18 protein-coding genes and 2 pseudogenes are annotated in these 19960 nt (G+C 70.6%); 6 read left to right on the forward strand and 14 right to left on the reverse strand.

Annotated elements, in window-relative coordinates; translation table 11 throughout:
- The first annotated feature begins 94 nt into the window (after positions 1–94).
- Both ACFWBB_RS16170 and ACFWBB_RS16175 read left to right on the forward strand, forming a co-directional pair.
- On the forward strand, positions 95–766 hold the full coding sequence (locus ACFWBB_RS16170; RefSeq protein ID WP_385271739.1) for an RNA polymerase sigma factor: 672 nt from the start codon (positions 95–97) through the stop codon (positions 764–766).
- Entirely contained in the window at positions 763–1860 is a 1098-nt protein-coding gene (locus tag ACFWBB_RS16175) for a CU044_5270 family protein (RefSeq protein WP_385271742.1), read from the forward strand. Before ACFWBB_RS16170 ends, ACFWBB_RS16175 begins: the two co-directional genes overlap by 4 nt.
- Before the next feature lie 498 nt (positions 1861–2358).
- On the opposite strand, the gene ACFWBB_RS16180 is transcribed toward ACFWBB_RS16175, so the two are convergent.
- The 13 genes from ACFWBB_RS16180 to ACFWBB_RS16240 form a co-directional block, all read right to left on the reverse strand.
- A complete protein-coding gene (locus tag ACFWBB_RS16180) occupies positions 2359–3540 on the reverse strand; it encodes a CU044_5270 family protein (RefSeq protein ID WP_385271744.1) in 1182 nt (393 codons plus the stop codon).
- Position 3541: 1 nt separating this feature from the next.
- Positions 3542–4090, reverse strand: coding sequence for an RNA polymerase sigma factor (locus tag ACFWBB_RS16185; RefSeq protein WP_385271747.1), 549 nt, complete (start codon positions 4088–4090; stop codon positions 3542–3544).
- 117 nt (positions 4091–4207) lie between these two features.
- Positions 4208–4546, reverse strand: coding sequence for a MerR family transcriptional regulator (locus tag ACFWBB_RS16190; RefSeq protein ID WP_385271750.1), 339 nt, complete (start codon positions 4544–4546; stop codon positions 4208–4210).
- Between the two features lie 508 nt (positions 4547–5054).
- Entirely contained in the window at positions 5055–5369 is a 315-nt protein-coding gene (locus ACFWBB_RS16195; protein ID WP_385271753.1) for an SCO5918 family protein, read from the reverse strand.
- Positions 5370–5375: 6 nt separating this feature from the next.
- The gene (locus tag ACFWBB_RS16200) at positions 5376–5666 is read right to left on the reverse strand and encodes a CBS domain-containing protein (RefSeq protein WP_385271756.1); all 291 of its coding nucleotides are present in this window, start codon (positions 5664–5666) and stop codon (positions 5376–5378) included.
- A gap of 53 nt (positions 5667–5719) precedes the next feature.
- Positions 5720–7213: a DEAD/DEAH box helicase gene (locus ACFWBB_RS16205; RefSeq protein WP_385271759.1), complete on the reverse strand. Its 1494-nt coding sequence runs from the start codon at positions 7211–7213 to the stop codon at positions 5720–5722.
- A gap of 217 nt (positions 7214–7430) precedes the next feature.
- The gene (locus ACFWBB_RS16210; protein ID WP_020133169.1) at positions 7431–7634 is read right to left on the reverse strand and encodes a cold-shock protein; all 204 of its coding nucleotides are present in this window, start codon (positions 7632–7634) and stop codon (positions 7431–7433) included.
- A gap of 232 nt (positions 7635–7866) precedes the next feature.
- A complete protein-coding gene (locus ACFWBB_RS16215) occupies positions 7867–8853 on the reverse strand; it encodes a polysaccharide deacetylase family protein (RefSeq protein WP_385271764.1) in 987 nt (328 codons plus the stop codon).
- Between the two features lie 36 nt (positions 8854–8889).
- The gene (locus ACFWBB_RS16220; protein WP_385271767.1) at positions 8890–9870 is read right to left on the reverse strand and encodes a glycoside hydrolase family 11 protein; all 981 of its coding nucleotides are present in this window, start codon (positions 9868–9870) and stop codon (positions 8890–8892) included.
- Between the two features lie 318 nt (positions 9871–10188).
- Positions 10189–11574 (reverse strand): sugar ABC transporter permease, encoded by a 1386-nt coding sequence (locus tag ACFWBB_RS16225; protein WP_385271770.1) that lies wholly within the window; start codon positions 11572–11574, stop codon positions 10189–10191.
- A complete protein-coding gene (locus ACFWBB_RS16230; protein ID WP_385271773.1) occupies positions 11565–12344 on the reverse strand; it encodes an ATP-binding cassette domain-containing protein in 780 nt (259 codons plus the stop codon). Before ACFWBB_RS16230 ends, ACFWBB_RS16225 begins: the two co-directional genes overlap by 10 nt.
- 12 nt (positions 12345–12356) lie before the next feature.
- A complete protein-coding gene (locus tag ACFWBB_RS16235) occupies positions 12357–13487 on the reverse strand; it encodes a sugar ABC transporter substrate-binding protein (protein ID WP_385271776.1) in 1131 nt (376 codons plus the stop codon).
- A gap of 153 nt (positions 13488–13640) precedes the next feature.
- Positions 13641–14108 (reverse strand): DUF5990 family protein, encoded by a 468-nt coding sequence (locus ACFWBB_RS16240; RefSeq protein ID WP_385271779.1) that lies wholly within the window; start codon positions 14106–14108, stop codon positions 13641–13643.
- A 234-nt stretch (positions 14109–14342) separates the two neighbouring features.
- Between ACFWBB_RS16240 and ACFWBB_RS16245 the strand changes: the two genes are divergently transcribed.
- Both ACFWBB_RS16245 and ACFWBB_RS16250 read left to right on the forward strand, forming a co-directional pair.
- Positions 14343–15197: a polysaccharide deacetylase family protein gene (locus ACFWBB_RS16245; protein ID WP_385271781.1), complete on the forward strand. Its 855-nt coding sequence runs from the start codon at positions 14343–14345 to the stop codon at positions 15195–15197.
- A 371-nt stretch (positions 15198–15568) separates the two neighbouring features.
- Positions 15569–16072: pseudogene (locus tag ACFWBB_RS16250) on the forward strand (lamin tail domain-containing protein); the annotation flags it as partial.
- A gap of 438 nt (positions 16073–16510) precedes the next feature.
- Here the strand turns inward: ACFWBB_RS16250 and ACFWBB_RS16255 are convergent.
- A complete protein-coding gene (locus ACFWBB_RS16255) occupies positions 16511–17458 on the reverse strand; it encodes a helix-turn-helix domain-containing protein (protein WP_385271784.1) in 948 nt (315 codons plus the stop codon).
- A gap of 103 nt (positions 17459–17561) precedes the next feature.
- Here ACFWBB_RS16255 and ACFWBB_RS16260 point away from each other — a divergent pair.
- Together ACFWBB_RS16260 and ACFWBB_RS16265 are read left to right on the forward strand one after the other, a co-directional pair.
- A pseudogene (locus ACFWBB_RS16260) lies at positions 17562–18649 on the forward strand (saccharopine dehydrogenase family protein).
- Positions 18650–18692: 43 nt separating this feature from the next.
- Positions 18693–19421: a rhomboid family intramembrane serine protease gene (locus ACFWBB_RS16265; protein WP_385271787.1), complete on the forward strand. Its 729-nt coding sequence runs from the start codon at positions 18693–18695 to the stop codon at positions 19419–19421.
- Positions 19422–19960: the final 539 nt, after the last annotated feature.

Here is a 19960-nt window from a genome sequence, read left to right on the forward strand (position 1 = left end):
GCCGAGCCCCGGAAGGGGTCGGCGAGGCGAGTGTGGCGCAGGTCACGGGAAGTCGGTGTCGGGTGCCGGACAGCTCATTGAAGTGAGCACACATATGCGTACCCGGGTACGGGCCGGGGAGTCGGGCGCGTTCGCGGAGTTGTTCGACGACTACGCCCGCGCCGTCTACAACCATGCCTACCGGCTGACCGCCGACTGGTCGACGGCCGAGGACGTGATGGCCGCGACCTTCATGGAGGCGTGGCGGCTGCGCGACCGGGTCGACCCCGAGGGCGGCTCCCTGCGGCCCTGGCTGCTGGGCATCGCCACCAACACCGCCCGCAACCAGTACCGCAGCAACCGGCGGTACCGGGCGGCGGCGGGCGCCGCCGCGGCGGCCGAGCTGTCGGTGCCCGACCACGCCGACGAGGTCGCCGACCGGATCGACGACCGGCGGCGGCTCGCGACGGCTCTCACCGCCCTCGCCACACTGCGCAGACCGGAACGCGAGGTCGTGGCGCTCTGCCTGGGGGAGGGGCTCGACTACGAGGCCGCTGCCGAAGCCCTGGGGATCCCGGTCGGCACCGTCGCCTCCCGCCTCTCCCGCGCCCGCAAGAAGTTGCGCGCGCTCGCCGAGGACGAACCGGCCCGCCGCCCGACGGCCGACCGGACGCCGGACCGGGCGCCCGAGAAAGTTCGCGGAATCCGGGAAGGCGGCCGCACCGGCCGACAGATAAGAGGCGATCACGCAAACGTGGTCCGGCCCGCGCAGGGAGGAAACCGATGAACGCGAACACGTCCCGGCAGAGTCCGGCCGAGCGGGAGGAGAGCGCACAGCTCTTCGCCCGGACGGCACGCGACCTGCCGACGGGCCGTCACCAGTTCCACAAGGAGCGTCTGATGGCCCAGATCCACGAAGCCCGCCAGGAAGAGCGCACGGGGGCGGCCGCCCCGGGCAAGGCCCGGCGGCTGCGGCTGCCGCGCCCGGCGATCACGCTGCCCGCACTCGCCGCCGCCCTGGCCGGGGTGGTCGTCGCCGGAGTGGCGTCTTCCGGGGGCGGCGGGGTCAGGGACGGCGGCGTAGCCACCGGACCGGCCCTGACCACGACCGTCGGCGTCGCCACCACCAAGGGTGTGCCGCAGCTGCTCGACCAGATCTCGCTGGCCGCGGCCGACGTGACCCACCCGACCGTCAAGCCGGGCCAGTACGTCTACATCGAGTCCAAGTCGGCCGACACCTTCCTCAAGACCGTCGACGACAAGACCAGCCTGGCCAGTCACACGCTGCACACCCGTCAGCTGTGGAAGTCCTCGGACGGCACCAAGGGCTGGCTGATCGACCCGGCCGTCAACGACAGCCCGGAGGGCGAGACCCTGAGCCTTCCCGACGAGCTGGGCAACACCCCGACGGCGCACCTGGGCGCTCCGTCGTACGACTACCTGGCCAAGCTGCCCACCGATCCGGACAAGCTCCTCACCAAGATCTACACAGAGACCAAGGGCAAGGGGAACTCCCCGGACCAGGAGGCCTTCACCACCATCGGCGACCTGCTCATCGAGAGCTACCCGCCGGCGGAGCTGTACTCGGCGCTGTTCAAGGCCGCGGCGAAGATCCCTGGTGTCGTGGTCGTGAACGACGCGGTGGACGCCGTCGGCCGGTCCGGGGTGGCGGTGGCCCGGCTGGACGAGACGAGCGGGCAGCGCGAAGAGTGGATCTTCGACGCGAAGAGCCATGTCTTCCTCGGTGACCGCTCGGTCCAGGTGAAGCCGCTCAGCGGGACGGACGCCCTGATCAAGCCCGGCACGGTCACCTACACCAGCGCCGTCCTGAACCGGGCGGTCGTTAACGGCATCAAGCAGACGCCGTCACAGGCCGGCTGACCCGACCGGCCGCGCCGCGCGGTCGGCTTGCGTGGTCGGCCTGCGTGGTCGGCCTGCGTGGTCGGCCTGCATGGTCGGCCTGCGCGGACGGCTTGCGCGGTCGGCCCGCGTACCGTGCGTGCGGTGCTGCCCGGCCGGACCGCAGCCCCCGCCGAACGGCCCGGGCCGCGGAACTGCCGTCCGGCGCAGGTGACGGCCGCCGTCGGCCTGGGCCGGGCTCCCGGCACCCACCGTCGGCCTGGGCCTGCAGCCTGCTCCCGGCCCTGATCATCCGGGCGCAGCCCACCTCGAGCGGGCCGCAGGTGTCCGCCGGGGTGCTCTTCGTCGCCGGCGCGTTCGGCGCGCTGGTCGACGCCACGGTCATCGGCTGGTGCGCCGGCGCCCTGCACCGCGGCAGGCGCCCGGCCCCCGATACCCGGCCCCGATGTCCTGAGCGATGCCCTTAGCCGGGGGTGGCACGGCTCCGCACCCGGGGCGTCCGGGGACCGGCCCGACCGGTTACTTCGTGCCGGTCGGCTGCCGGTCGGTCCACTCCGCCTTGACGGTGGCGGAGTAGTCCACCAGCGTGCCCGCCGTGATGCCCGCCGCGGCGGCCGCCGTGGACGGCTTCGTCACCGTGCGCTGCTCGGCCAGCAGGGCGCCGGTGCCGGCGTCGACGATCAGCTCCGACCGTACGGCCCCGTAGTCGGGCGTGTTGATGGCGGGCAGGGCGAAGCCGGCGCCCTTGCGGCCCGTCGGGTCGGCGACCTCGCCGAGCGAGACGATGCCCGGCAGGTCCGCGATGACGCGGTACGCGGCGGCCCGGACCTCGTCCCTGACCGGCAGGTTGATCAGCCCCGCAGCCTGCTGCCAGGTCCACTCGGTGGGGTCGGAGATCTCGCTGCCGCGGTCCTCCTTGTAGAGGTCCGCCAGGACCTGCTTCAGCTTCGCGGGGTCGCCCGGGAGTTTCTGCAGGTCCGCGTAGGTCACATTGCGTGCGCCGAGGGCGGCGATCCGGTCACCGCTGTTGATCGTGGTCGTCGTCGGACGGTTCTCGTCCGCCGACTCGATGCGCAGACCGAGCTTTCCGCCCGACTCGCCACCGGCGAGCGTCAGCTCCTTCGGGGACCCGGCGGCCTGCCAGCGCTGCTTGTCGCGTGCGGTGCGGGGCTGCGTGGAGTCGTCGATGCCGGACACCCACAGACTCGGCGTGCCGGACTTCACCCCGTAGGAGTACTGCTGCGTCTCGGAGGAGACGACCGAGAACCCCGACGCGGGTTCGGCGATCACACCGATCGAGGCCGAACGTGTGGTCACCTGCCAGTACGTTCCCTCGCTCGCCGTGCGGTCCAGCTGGGCGGCGACGTTCAGCAGCGCGAGCCGCCCGTTCGCCGGGGCCTGCCCTGAGCCGTCCGTGGAGGAGGGCCCGGCGCTCGTCCGGGTCCCCTGGGAGCCCGCGGTGCCCTCGGCCAGCGTGCCGACGACCACTGCGGCGGCCACCGCCGTCGCCGCGACGGGCAGCGCCCAGCGCCAGCTGAACTGCCGTACCGCAGCGGGGGCCTCCCGCGTCTCGCGGGGCCCGGCCATGATGGTGAACAGGTCGTTCCGGGCGCGTTCGGAACCGGCCAGGCGGGCCGGGTCCAGCTCCTCGGGTCGCGCCTTGGCCAGGGTCTTCATGACATCAGGCCGCTTGCGTGCCATGTCAGTGCTCCTTCGCAGTCACAGTCACTGTCGGGTGGGTGTCGCGAGAGAGCCCGGCCGCCGCCCCGTCGACGGCACGCTCGAGCCGCCGTCTGGCCCGGTGCAACCGGACGGAGAAGGTGGCGATGGAGCACCCGAGGACGCGTGCGGCCTGCTTCGGGCCGAGGCCGTTCCAGGCCACCAGCGTCAGAAGTTCGCGATCGGCGGCGGACAGTCCGGCCAGCGCCTGCAGCGCTGCCGCGCGCTCGGTCACGTCCGAGGCCACGTCGCCGACCTGGGCACCCGAGGTGATGATCCGCTGTGCCTCGTCGACGGCCAGCGCGTACTGCCTGCCGTCGCGGCGCCGCAGCTCGTGGGTCAGGTTGCGGGTCACCCGCAGCAGCCACGGCAGCGGCGGCGCGGGAACGTCCCGCATCCTCCGCCAGGCGACCGTGAAGGTCTCGCTGGTGATGTCTTCACCGACCTGTCGGCCCACCAGGCTCGAGGCATAGGCGAGCACCCGTGGCTGGCACTCCTCGTACAAGTCACGGAAACGCTGGACGTCGCTCACGCACCCTCTCCTCAGTTCGGCTCTCTCACCTGGAAATGGTCGAGAGCCGCGAGTTCTTACACGTGAGGAGAAAACTTTTCCGGGCGACGTGCTGCCGGGCCGGCTCGCCGCGAACGCTCAGCTGGAGCTGTCGGATGCCTCGTCCGCCGCGCGGCGGTACTGGGCGTTGATGCGCTGAGCCTCCTCGAGCTGGTCCTCGAGGATGACGATGCGGCAGGCGGCATCGATCGGGGTGCCCTTGTCGACGAGCTCGCGCGCCCGGGCGGCGATCCGGAGCTGGTAGCGCGAGTACCGCCGGTGCCCGCCCTCCGAGCGGAGGGGCGTGATCAGCTTGGCCTCGCCGATGGCCCTGAGGAAGCCCGGAGTGGCGCCGAGCATCTCTGCGGCCCGGCCCATGGTGTACGCGGGATAGTCGTCGTCGTCCAGACGACCACCGAGCGGGATATCTGCTGTCATGTCACCTCGTTGTGCAACGCGTCGAGGGGCCCTGGTGCCGTACGGCACCAGGGCCCCGAAGGGAAATTCAACACCATCGGTCGGACCTACTGCTGTGCCGACCTTCTGTTTCGCTGCCAGGGCCCGGCGAACGGGCGGGGGCGCGTGGATCGCGACTGCGTGACCGGGGACCACCTTCCAATCCATGGCCTTGCGGTACCCGGACCCGGAAGCTTCTCGGGCCGGGCGATCCTGATGGCGTCTGCGTTTCCTTCCTTCCTCTGAACCGACCACCTGCTGGTCGTGCGTACGCAAAAAACACTACCCAAGCTGCATGCCAATGTCTACCTTGACGGGAATAGATTTCACCCCTTCGGAGGTGCAGGTAATTGCTCGCACCACGCCAAGAGGGCCCTGCCGACGCGCGTCGGCAGGGCCCTCAGGGTGTTTCTGGGTGTTTCTAGTTACTTCTGTTCACTTCTGGGTGCTTCTGGGTGCTTCTGGGTGCTTCGTGTGGTGCTTCGGCCTGTCAGGCCTCCCACGCCCCGGGGGCACCGAGCAGCGCCGAAGCGTTCTGGAGCGGCGTAAGAACCTGGACGGGTGTGGCCTGGGGGTGCTCGTGACACGTGAAGCCGAGGCGGGTCATGGCCCGGACGATCTCCCCGCCGGTGAAGTCGCGGCGGTCCTGGCGGGTGACGATCTCACCCACCTGCTTGACGGGGTAGCGGCGGCGGCTGATGACCACGGACTCACCCGTGATGGGTTCGGGCGTGATGCCCTTCATCGATTCCATGACGCCGTCCTTGGTGAGGTCGAACGGGTACCGGGCGATGACACAGCGCATGATGCCTCACAGAGAGAAGGAGCAGGGGCCTGACGAGGGCGGGAACGGTGCGGTGGGGACGTCCCGCAGGCGGAGCCGGTCAGTGTACGTGGCACCGGTGCGGAGAACGGCGAGCTGGACCCGGGTGACCGAGCCCGTGAACTGGTCGTCCCCGTCACACAGGAGCAGGTACTCGACGCGGGCACCGGCCATGACGGACAGGGCCACCTCGACGGTCATGTCGTCACGTACCCGCGGCCCGGACTCGTCCTGATGCTGCTGCCGCGTCCGGACCCTGTGCGTCTGGACCGTTGTCACTTGTGCCTCCTGCGCAGATGGGTGCCTCACGGCCGTGCGGACCGGGCCCGGGATCAGGCCGCCGGGTTGGCGGCGGTCCGAGCCTGGCCCGGACGCCCGCGGCGCCCACGGGCGCGGGACGAGAAGGACGAGGAGGACGACGACGAAGACGGAGACGACGATCCACGGCGACGGGGAACGGCCGCGACCGGCACGGTGATGACGACCGGGACGCCGGAGGGCGTGCGGGCGCCCGTGACGCGGCTCAGCTCCTCCTCACCCGAACGGACCTGGGTGACCTGCGGGCTGATGCCGGCCGAGGCCATCAGCCGGGTCATGCCCCGCCGCTGGTCGGGGGTCACCAGGGTCACGACGCTCCCGGACTCGCCGGCCCGGGCCGTACGGCCGCCGCGGTGCAGGTAGTCCTTGGGGTCGCTCGGCGGGTCCACGTTGACGACCAGGTCGAGGTTGTCGACGTGGATGCCGCGGGCCGCGACGTTGGTCGCCACGAGCACCGTCACGTGGCCGTCCTTGAACTGGGCCAGGGTCCGGGTGCGCTGCGGCTGGGACCTGCCACCGTGCAGGGCGGCGGCGCGGACGCCACTGTGCAGCAGGTGCTCGGTCAGCCGGTCCACGGCGTGCTTGGTGTCCAGGAACATGATCACCCGGCCGTCCCGTGCCGCGATCTCGGTGGTCGCCTGCTGTTTGTCGGCGCCGTGTACATGGAGGACGTGGTGTTCCATCGTGGTGACCGCGCCGGCCACCGGATCGACGGAGTGGACCACCGGGTCGGTCAGGTAGCGCCGGACCAGCAGATCCACGTTGCGGTCCAGGGTCGCCGAGAAGAGCATCCGCTGCCCGTCGGTCCGCACCTGGTCGAGCAGGGCGGTGACCTGGGGCATGAAGCCCATGTCGGCCATCTGGTCGGCCTCGTCGAGGACCGTGATGTCGACGGCGTCCAGTCGGCAGGCGCCCCGGTCGATCAGGTCCTTGAGCCGCCCCGGGGTCGCCACGACGACCTCCGCCCCGTTCCGCAGCGCATTGGACTGCCTGCCGATCGACATCCCGCCGACCACGGTCGCGAGCCGCAGCCCCACGGAGCGGGCGTACGGGGCGAGCGCGTCGGTGACCTGCTGCGCGAGTTCACGGGTGGGCACGAGGACCAGCGCGAGCGGCTGCCGGGGCTCGGCGCGCCGGCCCGCGGTGCGGGCCAGCACCGGGAGGCCGAAGGCGAGGGTCTTGCCCGAACCGGTGCGGCCACGGCCGAGTACGTCGCGGCCCGCGAGCGAGTTCGGCAGGGTCGCCGCCTGGATCGGGAACGGTATGGCCACGCCCTCGTGACCCAGGGCGGCCAGCAGCCGCGCCGGCATGTCCAGTTCGGCGAACGACTCGACGGCGGGCAACGCGGGGGTGATCGTCTTCGGCAATGCGAACTCGCCCTGGGGCGCCATCCGCCGGCCTCCGCCTCCGCCGCCGTTGGTGCGGCGCGGGGCGCCGGAGCGATCGCCCCGGGTGCGCTGGTCGGTGAAGCGGTCGTTCCTACGGGCATGCGTGCGTGCGTGGTTCATACGAACCTTCCTTGATGCGTCGGCGCGTATCAAGGAATTCCCGCGGCAGGTGTGCGGCGCAGAGAATCGCGAGAACGGGCCAAAGGCGATGGCGTCGAATCAGGTCGACGGTGAAATGCGCCACAGGGTGGATCGGTGGGAAAGCAGCAAGCTGGGGCCCGCACCCCAAGGTGCGGGCCCCAGCTGCGAAGTTATTGCGTCCGCGTCTGCGTGGGCGTCAGGCGGGAACGATGTTCTCGGCCGTCGGGCCCTTCTGGCCCTGCGCGATGTCGAAGGTAACCTTCTGGCCTTCCTGGAGCTCACGGAAGCCCTGGGCGGCGATGTTCGAGTAGTGGGCGAAGACGTCGGGGCCGCCGCCGTCCTGCTCGATGAAGCCGAAGCCCTTTTCCGCGTTGAACCACTTCACGGTGCCAGCAGCCATTTTAAATCTCCTTCAGGAACGGTGTTCGGATTCCGCACTGCGCGGAGTCCGGTCGCCGTGATGATCACCCCGTCGGAAAAAACCTTCTGGCAACCACAACTGCAACTTCGAAAGACAGTAGCATGCCGAGATCAACGTTGCGTGACCGGTAATTACGCTCCGTCTGTCGGCCGAGAAATGCTCATCGCGCGTTCCGCCTATTTCTCACTTCGCGAGAACAGATACTCGCGGGTCAGGTCGCGCTGCAGGAGACCGTCGGCCAGGTCCAGGAGCCGTTGGTCTGGATGGTTACGCCGAAGGTGTTGCCGCTGCCGTTGGGTTTGGCGGTCAGCACCTGGGCGCTGGGGTAGGTGGCGCTGGTGTTCCAGGTGGCGATGATCTTCTCGGGGGAGGGCACGTTCATCGTGACGGTCCAGTTGCTGGATCCGGTGACGGCGACGTCGAGGTTGTACCGGTCGCTCCACTGCTGGCCCGCGGACAGGGCCGCGGTGCAGCCACCGGTTCCGCCGCCACCGCCGCCCCCGCTGTCGTCGGGGGCCACGGCCCGGCCGGTCTGTGCGGAGATCCTGCCTGCGCACAGACCGCGAGCGGCCAGACCCTGCGCGATGCGCGGGATCGCGGCGAGCGTGTTGGCGGGCCAGTCGTGCATGAGGATGACCTGGCCGTTGGTGAGCCGGGCGGCGGCCTGCACGATCGCGTCGGTACTCGCGTTGTTCCAGTCCTGCGAGTCGACGTCCCAGATGATCTCGGTCAGCCCGTACTTGGCCTCGACCGCCTTCACGGTCGCGTTGGTCTCGCCGTACGGCGGCCGGAACAGCACCGGAGTCCCGCCGCCCGCGCCGGAGACGGCCGCTTGGGTCCGGGAGATCTCCGAGTCGATCTGCGCCTGGCCGAGCTGCGTCAGGTGTGGGTGGGTGTAGCTGTGGTTGCCGACCCACATGCCGGCGTTCACCTGGGCCCGGACCAGGGACGGGTTGGCGGCGGCGTACTGGCCCTGGTTGAACATCGTGGCCCGCAGCCCGTTCTGGGTGAGGGCGTTGAGCAGGGCCGTCGTGGTGCTGCCCGGGCCGTCGTCGAAGGTGAGCCCGACGTACCCGTTGCAGGTGGCGGCCTGTGCCGGGGCGGCGGCCTGGACGGTGAGGGTGCACGCGGCGGCCGTCGCGACGACGACCAGCCTCGTGACCAGGGCGCGTAAAGAGAGTTGTGGTCCGGTGCTCATACGGGGTGCTCCTCCGGCCTGGGGCGGGGTGTGGGGTCAGCTCGCGGTGCAGGAGACCGTCGGCCAGGTCCAGTTGCCGTTGGTCTGGATGGTGACGCCGAAGGTGTTGCCGCTGCCGTTGGGTTTGGCGGTCAGCACCTGGGCGCTGGGGTAACTGGCGCTGGTGTTCCAGGTGGAGAGGACTTTCGCCGGGGAGGGCACGTTCATCGTGACGGTCCAGTTGCTGGATCCGGTGACGGCGACGTTGAGGTTGTACCGGTCGCTCCACTGCTGGCCCGCGGACAGGGCCGCGGTGCAGCCACCGGTTCCGCCACCGCCGGTGCCGCCGCCCGAACCGGTGCCGTCCACCGTGATGTTGGAGTTGCCGCTGCTCTGGTAGCCCTCGGTGGCGAGGATCATGTAGTAGCTGAAGCTGCCCAGGGTCATTCCGGCGCGGGCCCAGGCGTCGAAGTGGTTGCCGGTGGTGATGGTGCCACCCGTCCTCTTCGACTGGCGGACGCTCCAGTACTGGTCGAAGGTGCGGGTGCCCTCGACGGAGGGGGCGTTGTACCGGGTCGTCCTGTAGATGTCGTACGTACCGCCGTCGCTGGTGACGGTGCCCATGAACGTGCCCGTGGGCCGGTAGGTGCCCCAGTTGTCGACGATGTAGTACTCCACGAGCGGGTTCGACGTCCACCCGTAGAGAGCCAGGTAGGCGTTGCCGGACGGGTTGAAGGAGCCCGAGTAGGTGACGCTCCTGCGTCCGCCGGTGCTCCAGCCCTTGCCGGCGACGAAGTTCCCGGTGTTGCTCCATGAGGTGCCGTAGCCGCCGCCGGAGCCGAGGTTCATGGAGACCGTGCCCGGCGAGTCGGTCCAGAACGAGTAGTAGTAGCCGTTGTTCGTGCCGGTCTGGTTCGTGGTGACGACCGTGTCGGCGTGCGCGGTGCCGGGCAGGGTCAGCGCGGCCACGGCGACCAGCAGCATGGTGCAGACACCGCTGATGAGCAGCCTGAGTCGCTGTGCGGGTGCGGGATTCATGGGTGTGCTTCCTCCTCGTCCTCATGAGGCCGATGACGGCGTCAGTGTTGGCCGGGCCACGACAACTGTCAATACTTTCGGTTTTCACTTCGAAACATTCGAAGCCCCAGGTGGGTGTGTGAGAGTGAATTCCCGCTGCTCAGAGTTAGGGGGAGCGCAATTCGGGCAGTTCGCCGAAGTGAGATCGGTAAATGCAAGATCAAATGACCGGCCCCCTGACGTCCGAATGTTTCGGAACTTCACCGATCTTTCCGGTGCGCACGATCCTTCGGGCCGGACGATCCTCTGGTCCGGCGGTCCTTCCGGTCCTGGCGGCTCTCAGATCCGTCCGCGCGATTCGGCGGCGCGCCGCGTCAGGGAGTCGAAGACCACCGCGGTGAACAGCACCCCACCGGTGATCATGAGCTGGATCGGGGGCTCGACCCCCAGCAGTGCCATGCCCGAGCCGATCGACTGGATGATCAGCACCCCCAGCAGCGCGGACCAGGGCGAGCCGCGTCCGCCGAACAGACTGGTGCCGCCGATGACGGCCGCGGCGATGGCGTTGATGAGCAGCATCCCGTTGCCCGAGATCTGGCTCGCCGAGGTGAGACGCGACGCGATGAACAGGCCGCCGACCGCGGCCAGGGTGCCCGACACGATGAACACCGAGATCCGCACGCGCGCCACGTCGACGCCGGACCTGCGGGCCGCCTCCGCACCGCCGCCCAGCGCGAGGACCTGCCGGCCGTACGGCGTGCGGCGCAGGAAGAGGTCCGAGGCGACGACGACCCCCAGGAAGATCAGCAGCGCCAGCGGCAGCCCCTCGAACCGGCCCAGCACGTAGACGGCGGTGAACGCGACCACCGCGAGCAGAGCCGTCCGCGCCCAGATCTCGCTTATCGGCCGGCACGGCATCCCGGCGGCGCTCCGGCGCCTGCGGTCGTGCTGCGAGACGAGGAGGTACGCGGCCGTGCAGAGCGCCGCAAGCCCGTAGACCGCGACGGCGGAGCCGAAGTAGCGGCTGGTCAGCGTGGCGACCAGCCCGTCCTCGCTGAAGTTGATGGAGCTGTCCGGTCCCAGCAGGTAGAGCATCACGCCGTTCCAGACCAGCAGACCCGCGAGGGTGACGACGAACGCGGGCACGCCGATCCTCGCGAAGGAGAACCCCTGGACGGCCCCGGCGGCCGCACCGCCCAGCACCGCGATGACCACGGCGAGCCACTCGGGCATCCCGAGGTTCACGTTCAGCGCCGCGAACAGGGCACCCGCGAGGCCGGCGAGCGAGCCCACCGACAGGTCGATCTCGCCGATCAGCAGGACGAAGACGATGCCGACGGCGACCATTCCGGTCCCCACGATGTCCACGCCGAGGACGGACAGGTTGCGCGGCGAGAGGAAGTTTTCGTTGAGGGCCTGGAAGACCGCCCAGGTCACGGCGAGAGCGAGCAGGACCGGGGCGGGGCCGAGCCCGTCCTCGTGCAGCCTGCGGCGCACCGCACCGGCGTACGCCCCGAGCCGTCCGGCGGGCACCCTGAGCCGTCCGGCGGGCCACCGGCGTCCGTCGCGGCCCGGGTCGGCGGACATCTCGGAACCGGTGTGGTGCGCGGTGTCGGTGCTGTGCGTGGAATCGGCGTCGGGTGCGGTGTCGGTGCTGTGCGTGGAATCGGCGCCGGGTGCGGTGTCGGCGGCGTGGGTCCGGTTCCTCCTCCCCCTCAGGGCCATGCTTCCTCCGGGCGGGTCGTGCGGTGCGCCACGGCGTTGTCCGCCGCGCCGGTGATGGAGGAGACGATCTGTTCCTGGGAGGTGGTGGGCACGTCGAAGACGCCGTTGTTGCGGCCGAGGCGCAGGACGGCGACCCGGTCGGCGACGGCCTTGATGTCCCCCATGTTGTGGCTGATGAGCAGCACCCCGAGGCCCCGGTCGCGCAGCTCCTCGATGAGGTCGAGGAGCTGGCTTGTCTGCTCGATGCCCAGCGAGGCGGTGGGTTCGTCGAGCAGGACGAGCCGGGGCGCGCCGAGGAACGAGCGGGTGATCGCGACGACCTGCCGCTGGCCGCCGGACAGTGTGGCGAGCGGCACCCGCACGTCGGGGATGCGGATGGACAGGGTCTTCAGCAGCTCGCGGGTGCGGCGCTCCATCTCCACCTCGTCGAGGATGCCGAACCGGTGGATCTCCCGGCCGAGGAAGAGATTGCCGACGACATCGAGATTGCCGCACATCGCGAGGTCCTGGTAGACGGTCGAGATCCCCAGCGCCTGGGCGTCCTGGGGCCGCCTGATCTGGACGGCGCTGCCCTGCCACTCGATGACGCCCCTGTCCGCGGGACCGACTCCCGAGATCACCTTGACCAGCGTGGATTTACCGGCGGCGTTGTCGCCCATCAGGGCGACCACCTCCCCGGCCCTGATCTCCAGCTCGACGTCCGCCAGTGCCTGTACGGCGGCGAACCGCTTGGAGACGCCGCGCAGCGCCAGCAGGGGCTGAACCGGCACGGGTCCACCTCCTCATCGGGTGAGTCCGGCCTTGGCGCAGGCGGACCTGAGCGCAGGGGTGCAGATCTGGTCGATGGTGTACATACCGTCCTTCACCAGAGTGCCCTTGATGTTGCCGACGGTCACCGGGACCGACGGGAGCAGGACCGCCGGGATGTTCTTGGTGGTGGCGCTGTCGACGGTGCCGGTGGCGATGGATCCGACCGTCCGGCCGCGTCCCAGGGCGACGGCCATCTTGGCGGCGGCGGTGGCCGCCGGCTCGAAGGGCTTGTACACGGTCATGTACTGGTCGCCCCTGACGATGCGCCGTACGCCCGCGAGGTCGGCGTCCTGGCCGGTGATCGGAGGAAGAGGCCTGACCTCGGCGGCGTTGAGGGCCGCGACCACGGCGCCGGCGAGGCTGTCGTTGGCGGCCAGCACGCCGTCGATGTCGCCCGCGCCCAGGGCGGCGATGGCGCGGGTCATGTTGACGAAGGCGTTCTCCGGCCGCCACCCGACGGTGTCGTACGACTTGCCGATCTTCACCTTGCCCTGGAGGACGGAGAGCGCTCCCCGCTTGAACCAGCCGGCGTTGGGGTCGGTCGTCGCGCCGTTCATCATGACGATCTGTCCGCCGCGCGCCTTCGTGCCCATGGCCTTGAGGAGCGCCTCGCCCTGGAGCCTGCCGACGGTCGTGCCGTCGAAGGTGACGTAACCGGAGATCGGGCCCTGTGCGAGCCGGTCGTAGGCGACGACCGGGATACCGGCCCGGTGCGCGGCCTCGACCGACGGGCGCAGCAACTGGGGGTCGACGGCGGCGAGGACCAGGACGTCCACCCGTCTGGTGATCATGGACTCGAGCTGCTGCCGCTGGACCGCCGGGTCGGATGTGGCGGCGATGGTCGGCGCCGGACAGTCGGGGCACAGCCGCTTGAGCTGCTTCTCGATCAGCGGCCCGTCGAACTGCCCGAACCGTGAGGCCCCGCCGCCCGGGAGCAGCACCCCGACCGAAAGACTCCCGTCCCCGTCCCCGTCCCCGTCGCCGTCTCCTCCGCCTCCACCGCAGGCTCCGGCCAGCACGAGGCCGACGGCGACCGCGACCGCCACGGACGCACGGGTGAAGGACCTGCGCTTCACGGCCGGAGGGCCGGCACCGAGACCCATCTTCGGTTCCTTTGGACACTTGGACATTTGTCCGCCATTGCCCCGCAATGGGCGCTTAACGCCAAGCGTAGCCAAGCCGCAGACATCCCGTCCGGCTCCGGTCGCCCACTGTCCGTGGCCGACCACCTTCTGCGGGTCGCGGCCGGGCAGGTCCTAGTCGGCGCGTTCGGCGGTCCAGGTGATGTGCGGGGGCTCGACGCGTGCGCACAGGGGCCCGCCCTGCGCGTCGGTCAGACCGAGACGTCCGACCAGCAGACCTTCGCGTGCGGCGGCCGCGAGTACGTCGGCGGGGACGGCGTCGAGCATGAGCTTGGCGCGGCGGAACATCGTGAAGACGCCCGACTCGTCGACCGTGCCCCACGACAGATAGACGAACCGCCGCCCCAGACGGTCCTGGACATAGGGCCCCCTGACCTCGGTGCCGGCCGGCGAGGCGCTCGTGGTGCACTCCAGCGTCCAGGTCGCGGACGGCGCGTCGGCCGGCTGCGGCTCGAGGAGTTCGGCCGGACGGTCACGGCGTTGCACGGCGACGTGCAGGTTGCCGTGGGCGGGGACCTTGCCGTCGGCGGAGGCCGGTCGGGTGAGGCCGGGCAGGTCGACGGCGTCGATGCGGATGCGCATACCGGCCATCATCCCGCGCCCGCCGGCACACCAGTACGCCCGTCCGCCGGCCTGCCGGCCTGTCAGCCCGCCGATCCGCCGGCCCGCGTGCCCGCTTTCATGCGTGCAGCCCCCCTGCCCGCCCGCACGTAGGCAGTGCGGCTCATGGTCCAATCCGGAGCGGAACCTCGGACGCCCGTTCGACATCAACCAGGTGACAGGTCGAGGCGTCCGGATGACATGGGGTGGGACACGATGGACAGGCGGATCAGGGGAGCGGCGCTGGCCTGCGTCCTGCTCGCGACGGGCCTCGCGACGGGCTGCGGGGCCGAGCACCCGGCGGAGTCCCGCCGTCCCGCCTCACCGTCCCGCTCCGCGTCGCCGACGCAGACGCCCCGCGGCGACGCGGGCGGGCAGGCGGGCGTCGAGGCCGCGTACCGCAAGTGGGGCATCGAGCCGCTGACCGCTCCACCCGCCGCACCCGCCGCCAAGCCGGTCAGACTTCCGGCTGCCGGCGGCCGAATACCGGTGATCAGTGAGATACCCACCCAGGAGAAGATCGTCTTTCTGACCTTCGACGACGGGGCGGAGAAGGACCCGCGGTTCGTGACGATGATGCGGGAGTTGAAGATCCCCTTCACGATGTTCCTGACGGACTCGGCCATCAGCTCCGACTACGGCTACTTCAAGAAGCTCCAGGCCTTCGGCGACGGCGTCCAGAACCACACGCTGACCCATCCCAACCTCCGCACCCTGGGCGCGGCCGCTCAGAAGCAGGAGATCTGCGGCCAGCAGACCAAGCTGAAGGATCGATACGGCACCGCGCCCCGGCTGTTCCGCCCGCCGTACGGCAACTGGAACGAGGACACCCGGGCCGCCGCCGCTTCCTGCGGTCTCGAGGCGATCGTCCTGTGGCGTGAGTCCATGCAGATCAAGAACATGCAGTACCAGCGCGGCGACAAGAAGCTCCACCCGGGCGACATCATCCTGGCGCACTTCCGCGGGCCGTCGGAGCTCAAGGGCACGACGATGACCGGGATGACGGTGAATCTGCTGCGCCACATCCAGGAACAGGGCTTCACGATCGCCCGCCTCGAGGACTACCTCTAGCCACCTGTGGCCGCCTCGGCCCACCTGTGGCCGCCCGGACGCCGCCGTCGGCCGTTACCCACTTTCGGGTGACGGGCCGATTCGCGATGGGGTGGCGTGGCATGGCGTCCGGACCGCACCGCTCAACTCCCGCAAAGGGCCGCGGTCTGTTCAGGCGTCAACTTGGGACACCTGCCGCTTGAATGGACGTTACAGCCGAGAGTCACAGAGATATGGACAACAGGTAACACACGCCCTGTTTCCCCCTCATCTCCCGCCCTCCGTGGACAGAGTGTGGGTGCGGCCAGCCGACCGCACCCGCACATCGCACCGACACCCACGGCGCCACGAAGGCCGCCGCGGGAGGGTGCCCGTACAGCCAGGGGAATTCTTTGTCCACTTCCGCTTCTGTCACCGCTCGTCGTCTGGCCGCCGCCACCTTCGCGGCCGGTGCTCTCGTCGGGGCGGTGGCGCTGCCGGCGTCCGCGTCCGACCACCGTCCGGACAACCGCCCCGAGGTGAAGATCAGCGCCGTTCAGTACGACGCCCCGGGACGTGACGACCGCTCCCGCAGGTCGCTGAACGAGGAGTGGGTGGAACTCACCAACACCACGCGCCACGACGTCAACCTCGACGGCTGGACCCTCCGGAACGAGGACGGCCGCAGCTACACCTTCCACCACTACCGCCTCGAGGGCCGCGCCACGGTCCGCATCCACACCGGTGAGGGCCGCGACACCCGTCGGGACCTCTTCCAGGACCGCAACAGGGAGATCTGGGACAACCGCTCCGACACCGCCACCCTGCGCAACGACCACGGCCGCTTCGTCGACGACGAGTCGTGGGGCCACAACTGGCACCACCACGGTGGCAACGACCACGGTGGCAACCGCCACGGTGACCACGACGGCCGCCACGACGGCCGCCACGACGGCAACCGCCACGACGGCCGCCACGACGGCAACCGTCACGACGGCGACCGCCACGGTGACCACGGCGGCAACCGTCACGATGGCAACCGTCACGACGGCAACGAGCACGCCGGCAACCGTCACGACGGCAACGAGCACGGCGGCAACCGCCACGACGGTAACGACCACGGCGGCGACCGCCACTGACCCACCCATATCCACGCCGCGCGCCCGGTCCTCCATGGTCCGGGCGCGCCCGCGTGCGCGAACCTCCGTGTGGCAGTACCAGCAGTTCGGCGACGCCGTGAGCGAGTCGGGCTCCCCACCCGCCGGGCACTGCGTACGTCCCCTGTCTGATGACGGTCGATGCCTGACGGTTGATGTCCGGTGTTCGGTGCCTGATGTGCGAGGTCCGCTCCGCCGCTACTTCGGCGCTCCGGAGCGGAAGGTCCGGCGGTAGGTGTCAGGGGGCACGCCGACCGTGCGGTTGAAGTGCCGGCGCAGCGTGGTGGCGGTACCCATGCCGGTGGCTGTGGCGATGGCGTCGACGACCTCGTCGGTGGTTTCCAGCAACTCCTGGGCGCGGCGGATCCGTTGGGTCAGCAGCCAGCGCAGCGGAGTGGTGCCGGTCACCGCCCTGAAGTGGCGGCCCAGATGGCGTGAACTCATCCGGGCCTGGCGCGCCAGATCCTCCACGGTGAGTGGCCGGTCGAGGCGTTCGATCACCCAGGGGAACAGCGCGGTGAGCGGGTGGTCGTCGCTGGGGGGCACCGGCGCGGCGACGAACTGGGCCTGGCCGCCGGCCCGGTGCGGCGGCACCACCAGGCGGCGGGCGACGGCGTTGGCGACCGACGAGCCGTGGTCGAGACGGACGAGGTGCAGGCACAGGTCCATCGCGGCGGCCTTGCCCGCGGAGGTGAGGACGCTGCCGTTGTCCACGTAGAGCACGTCCGGATCCACCTCCACCCGTGGGTGACGGGCGGCCAGGACCTCGGTGTGCGCCCAGTGTGTGGTCGCGCGCCTGCCGTCCAGCAGACCGGCGGCGGCCAGTACGAAGGCACCCGTGCACAGGGAGGCCACCCGCGCCCCCGCCTCGTGGGCCGCCCGTACCGCGTCGACGAGTTCGGCGGGCGGCTCCACGTCGACGTCCGCCCAGCCGGGGACGATCACGGTGTGGGCCTGCCGGAGGCGGTCGAGCCCCTGGTCCGGCTCCAGCCGGAACCGGCCGAGCCGCACGGCGTCCGACCCGCAGACCTCGACGTCGTACCAGGGGACGGTCACGCCGACCGGAGCGGCGCCGAACACCTCGTACGCCATGGACAGTTCGAAGTGCAGCATGCCCTCGGTGAGGGCCAGCGCGACAGTACCCATGTCCGAAACTGTACGGGGTACGTCGTTCCGGACACTCACACCGGGGCACCCACCGTTGCCAGGCTGTCCTCATCGGACCGGTCGAGCAGCACGGGGGAGAACCATGGGACAACACCAGGGACAGGGACAGGACCAGAGGCAGGGCAGGGGGCAGGGGCAGGGGCGGGTGGTGACGGTGTTCGGTGCGTACGGACACACCGGACGCTTCGTCGTGGCACAGCTGCGGGCGCGCGGGTTCGTCCCGGTCCTCTCCGGCCGCGACGCCGGCAATCTGCGGGCACTGGCGGCGTCCGCCCCCGGACTCGAGGCCCGGCCCGCGTCGGTCGACGACCCCGCCTCGCTCGACCGGGCCCTGGACGGCGTGGACGCCGTGATCAACTGCGCCGGTCCCTTCGCCGTCACCGCCGCTCCGGTGATCGAGGCGGCACTGCGCGCCGGGGTCCCGTACGTCGACGTGGCGGCCGAGATCGAGGCCAACCTCGACACGTTCACGCACTTCGCGGAACCGGCCCGCACGGCGGGAGCGGTGATCGTCCCCGCGATGGCGTTCTACGGCGGCCTCGGCGACCTGCTGGTCACGCCGCGATGGGGGACTGGACGGCGGCCGACGAGGCGGACATCGCGTACGGACTGAGCAGTTGGCGCCCCACCCCCGGTACCCGCACGGCCGGGACGGTCTCCCGGGAGCGGCGCGGCGGCCGGCGCGTCCGCTACACGGACGGGCGGCTGACGTACCACGACGACGGGCCGACGCTGCTGAAGTGGCCCTTCCCCGAGCCGATGGGCACCAGGGAGGTCGTCGGGGAGTTCACGATGGCCGACGTGGTCACCGTCCCCAGCCACCTCGCCGTCCCCGAGGTACGCACGCACATGACGAGGGAGGCGGCCGAGGACCTCTCGGCCCCGGACACGACGGCGCCGACCGCGACCGACGGGGACGGCCGGTCCGACCAGACCTTCCTCGTCGACGCCGTCGTACGCGCCGGCGGCACCGAACGGCGCGCCGTGGCGAGCGGCCGCGACATCTACGCCGTCAGCGCGCCGCTCGCGGTGGAGGCGGTCCACCGCATCCTCACCGGCCGCACCCGCACGACCGGCGTCGCCTCCGCGGGCAGGATCTTCGACGCCCTCGACTTCCTGCGCGCGATGTCCCCGCACATCTCCCTCGAACTGCCAGGTCGCACTGCGTAGAGTGCGCGAGGGCGCGGAGGGGTCCGCCGGGGAGGGAGCCGTCATGAGTGGGTCGGGGAGGTCCGGCAGAGCACCGGCCGGCGCCGAGCGGATGGTCGCGGAGGCGCGGAAGGCGTTCTTCGTGGTGCTCGGTCTGCTGGCTGTCGTGTGGCTGGTACAACTGGCCAACTTCGCCGACGAGTACGCACTCTCGCGGGACTACGGAGTGGTCTCGGGCGACCTCGGTACGTTGCCCCACATCCTCACCGCGCCCTTCCTGCACTGGAACTGGGCGCACATCGAGAGCAACTCCGGCCCGCTGTTCGTCTTCGGATTCCTCGCCGCCTACCGGGGGGTGGCCCGCTTCCTGGGACTGAGCCTGCTCGTAGCGGCGACCAGCGGGCTCACCATCTGGTTCCTCGAACAGGGCGACGCGGAGACAGTCGGTGCCAGCGGTCTGGTCTTCGGGTACTTCGGCTACGTCGTCGTGCGCGGACTCTTCGACCGGCACCTGATCGACACGCTGATCGGTGTCGTCATGGCGGCCTCCTTCGCCTACCTGCTCACCGTGGCCGTGCCGGGGACACCGGGTGTGAGCTGGGCGGGACACCTCGGCGGGCTGATCGGCGGAGTGGTGGGGGCGTGGCTCTTCCGCGACCGGCGCCCTCCAGCCGGAGAGGCCCGGCCTGTCGGTACCGGCGCGGGACCCGCCGGGCGCGGCGAGCTTCCGGCACCCGCCGACAACCCGCGTGGCGATCTGCACAAGGAACTCCGCGACCTCGGACTCCTCTAACGCGCGGCGCGTTCCTCGTACCCCGGCGGGCTCGCGTCGGGGGCGCCGGTGCACGAGGAACGCGGGAAGTCCTGCACCACCGGCCACACTCGTACCGGTTCGTGAGCGACACCGCGACGATCCGATCCGATCCGATTCCACCGTTCCGCCTCACGCGCTCGAAGAGACGGGCGCGTTGGTCCTCGGTCAGCCGGAGCGCCCGCGCGAGTTCGGTCGGCAGCGGGGCGGCCGCCTGCGGGCGACCCTGTTCGATCGGGGTGCAGTAGTCCGTACCGATCGCGGTCGGCAGCGCGACTTCCTCACGGCGCAGGCCCGGCAGACGCGCTAGACCGATTGGGCCCGGTGGCCCGGAAGACGCGCTCGACCGAGTGGGGCCGGTGGGTCGGTGGCCCGGTGGGCCAAGTCGGACAGGTCGGTCGGTGGCTTTAAGTTGTGCATTCCCTTGACTGGCGCAAGAAATATGCCCTACATTCCTCGACGCTTCGTTCAGTGCACTGAGACTCCGCTCCGGGCCCGCCCCCACCCGTCCCGCACCCCCC

It is taken from the genome of Streptomyces sp. NPDC060000 (genome assembly GCF_042737375.1).
Lineage (GTDB): Bacteria > Actinomycetota > Actinomycetes > Streptomycetales > Streptomycetaceae > Streptomyces.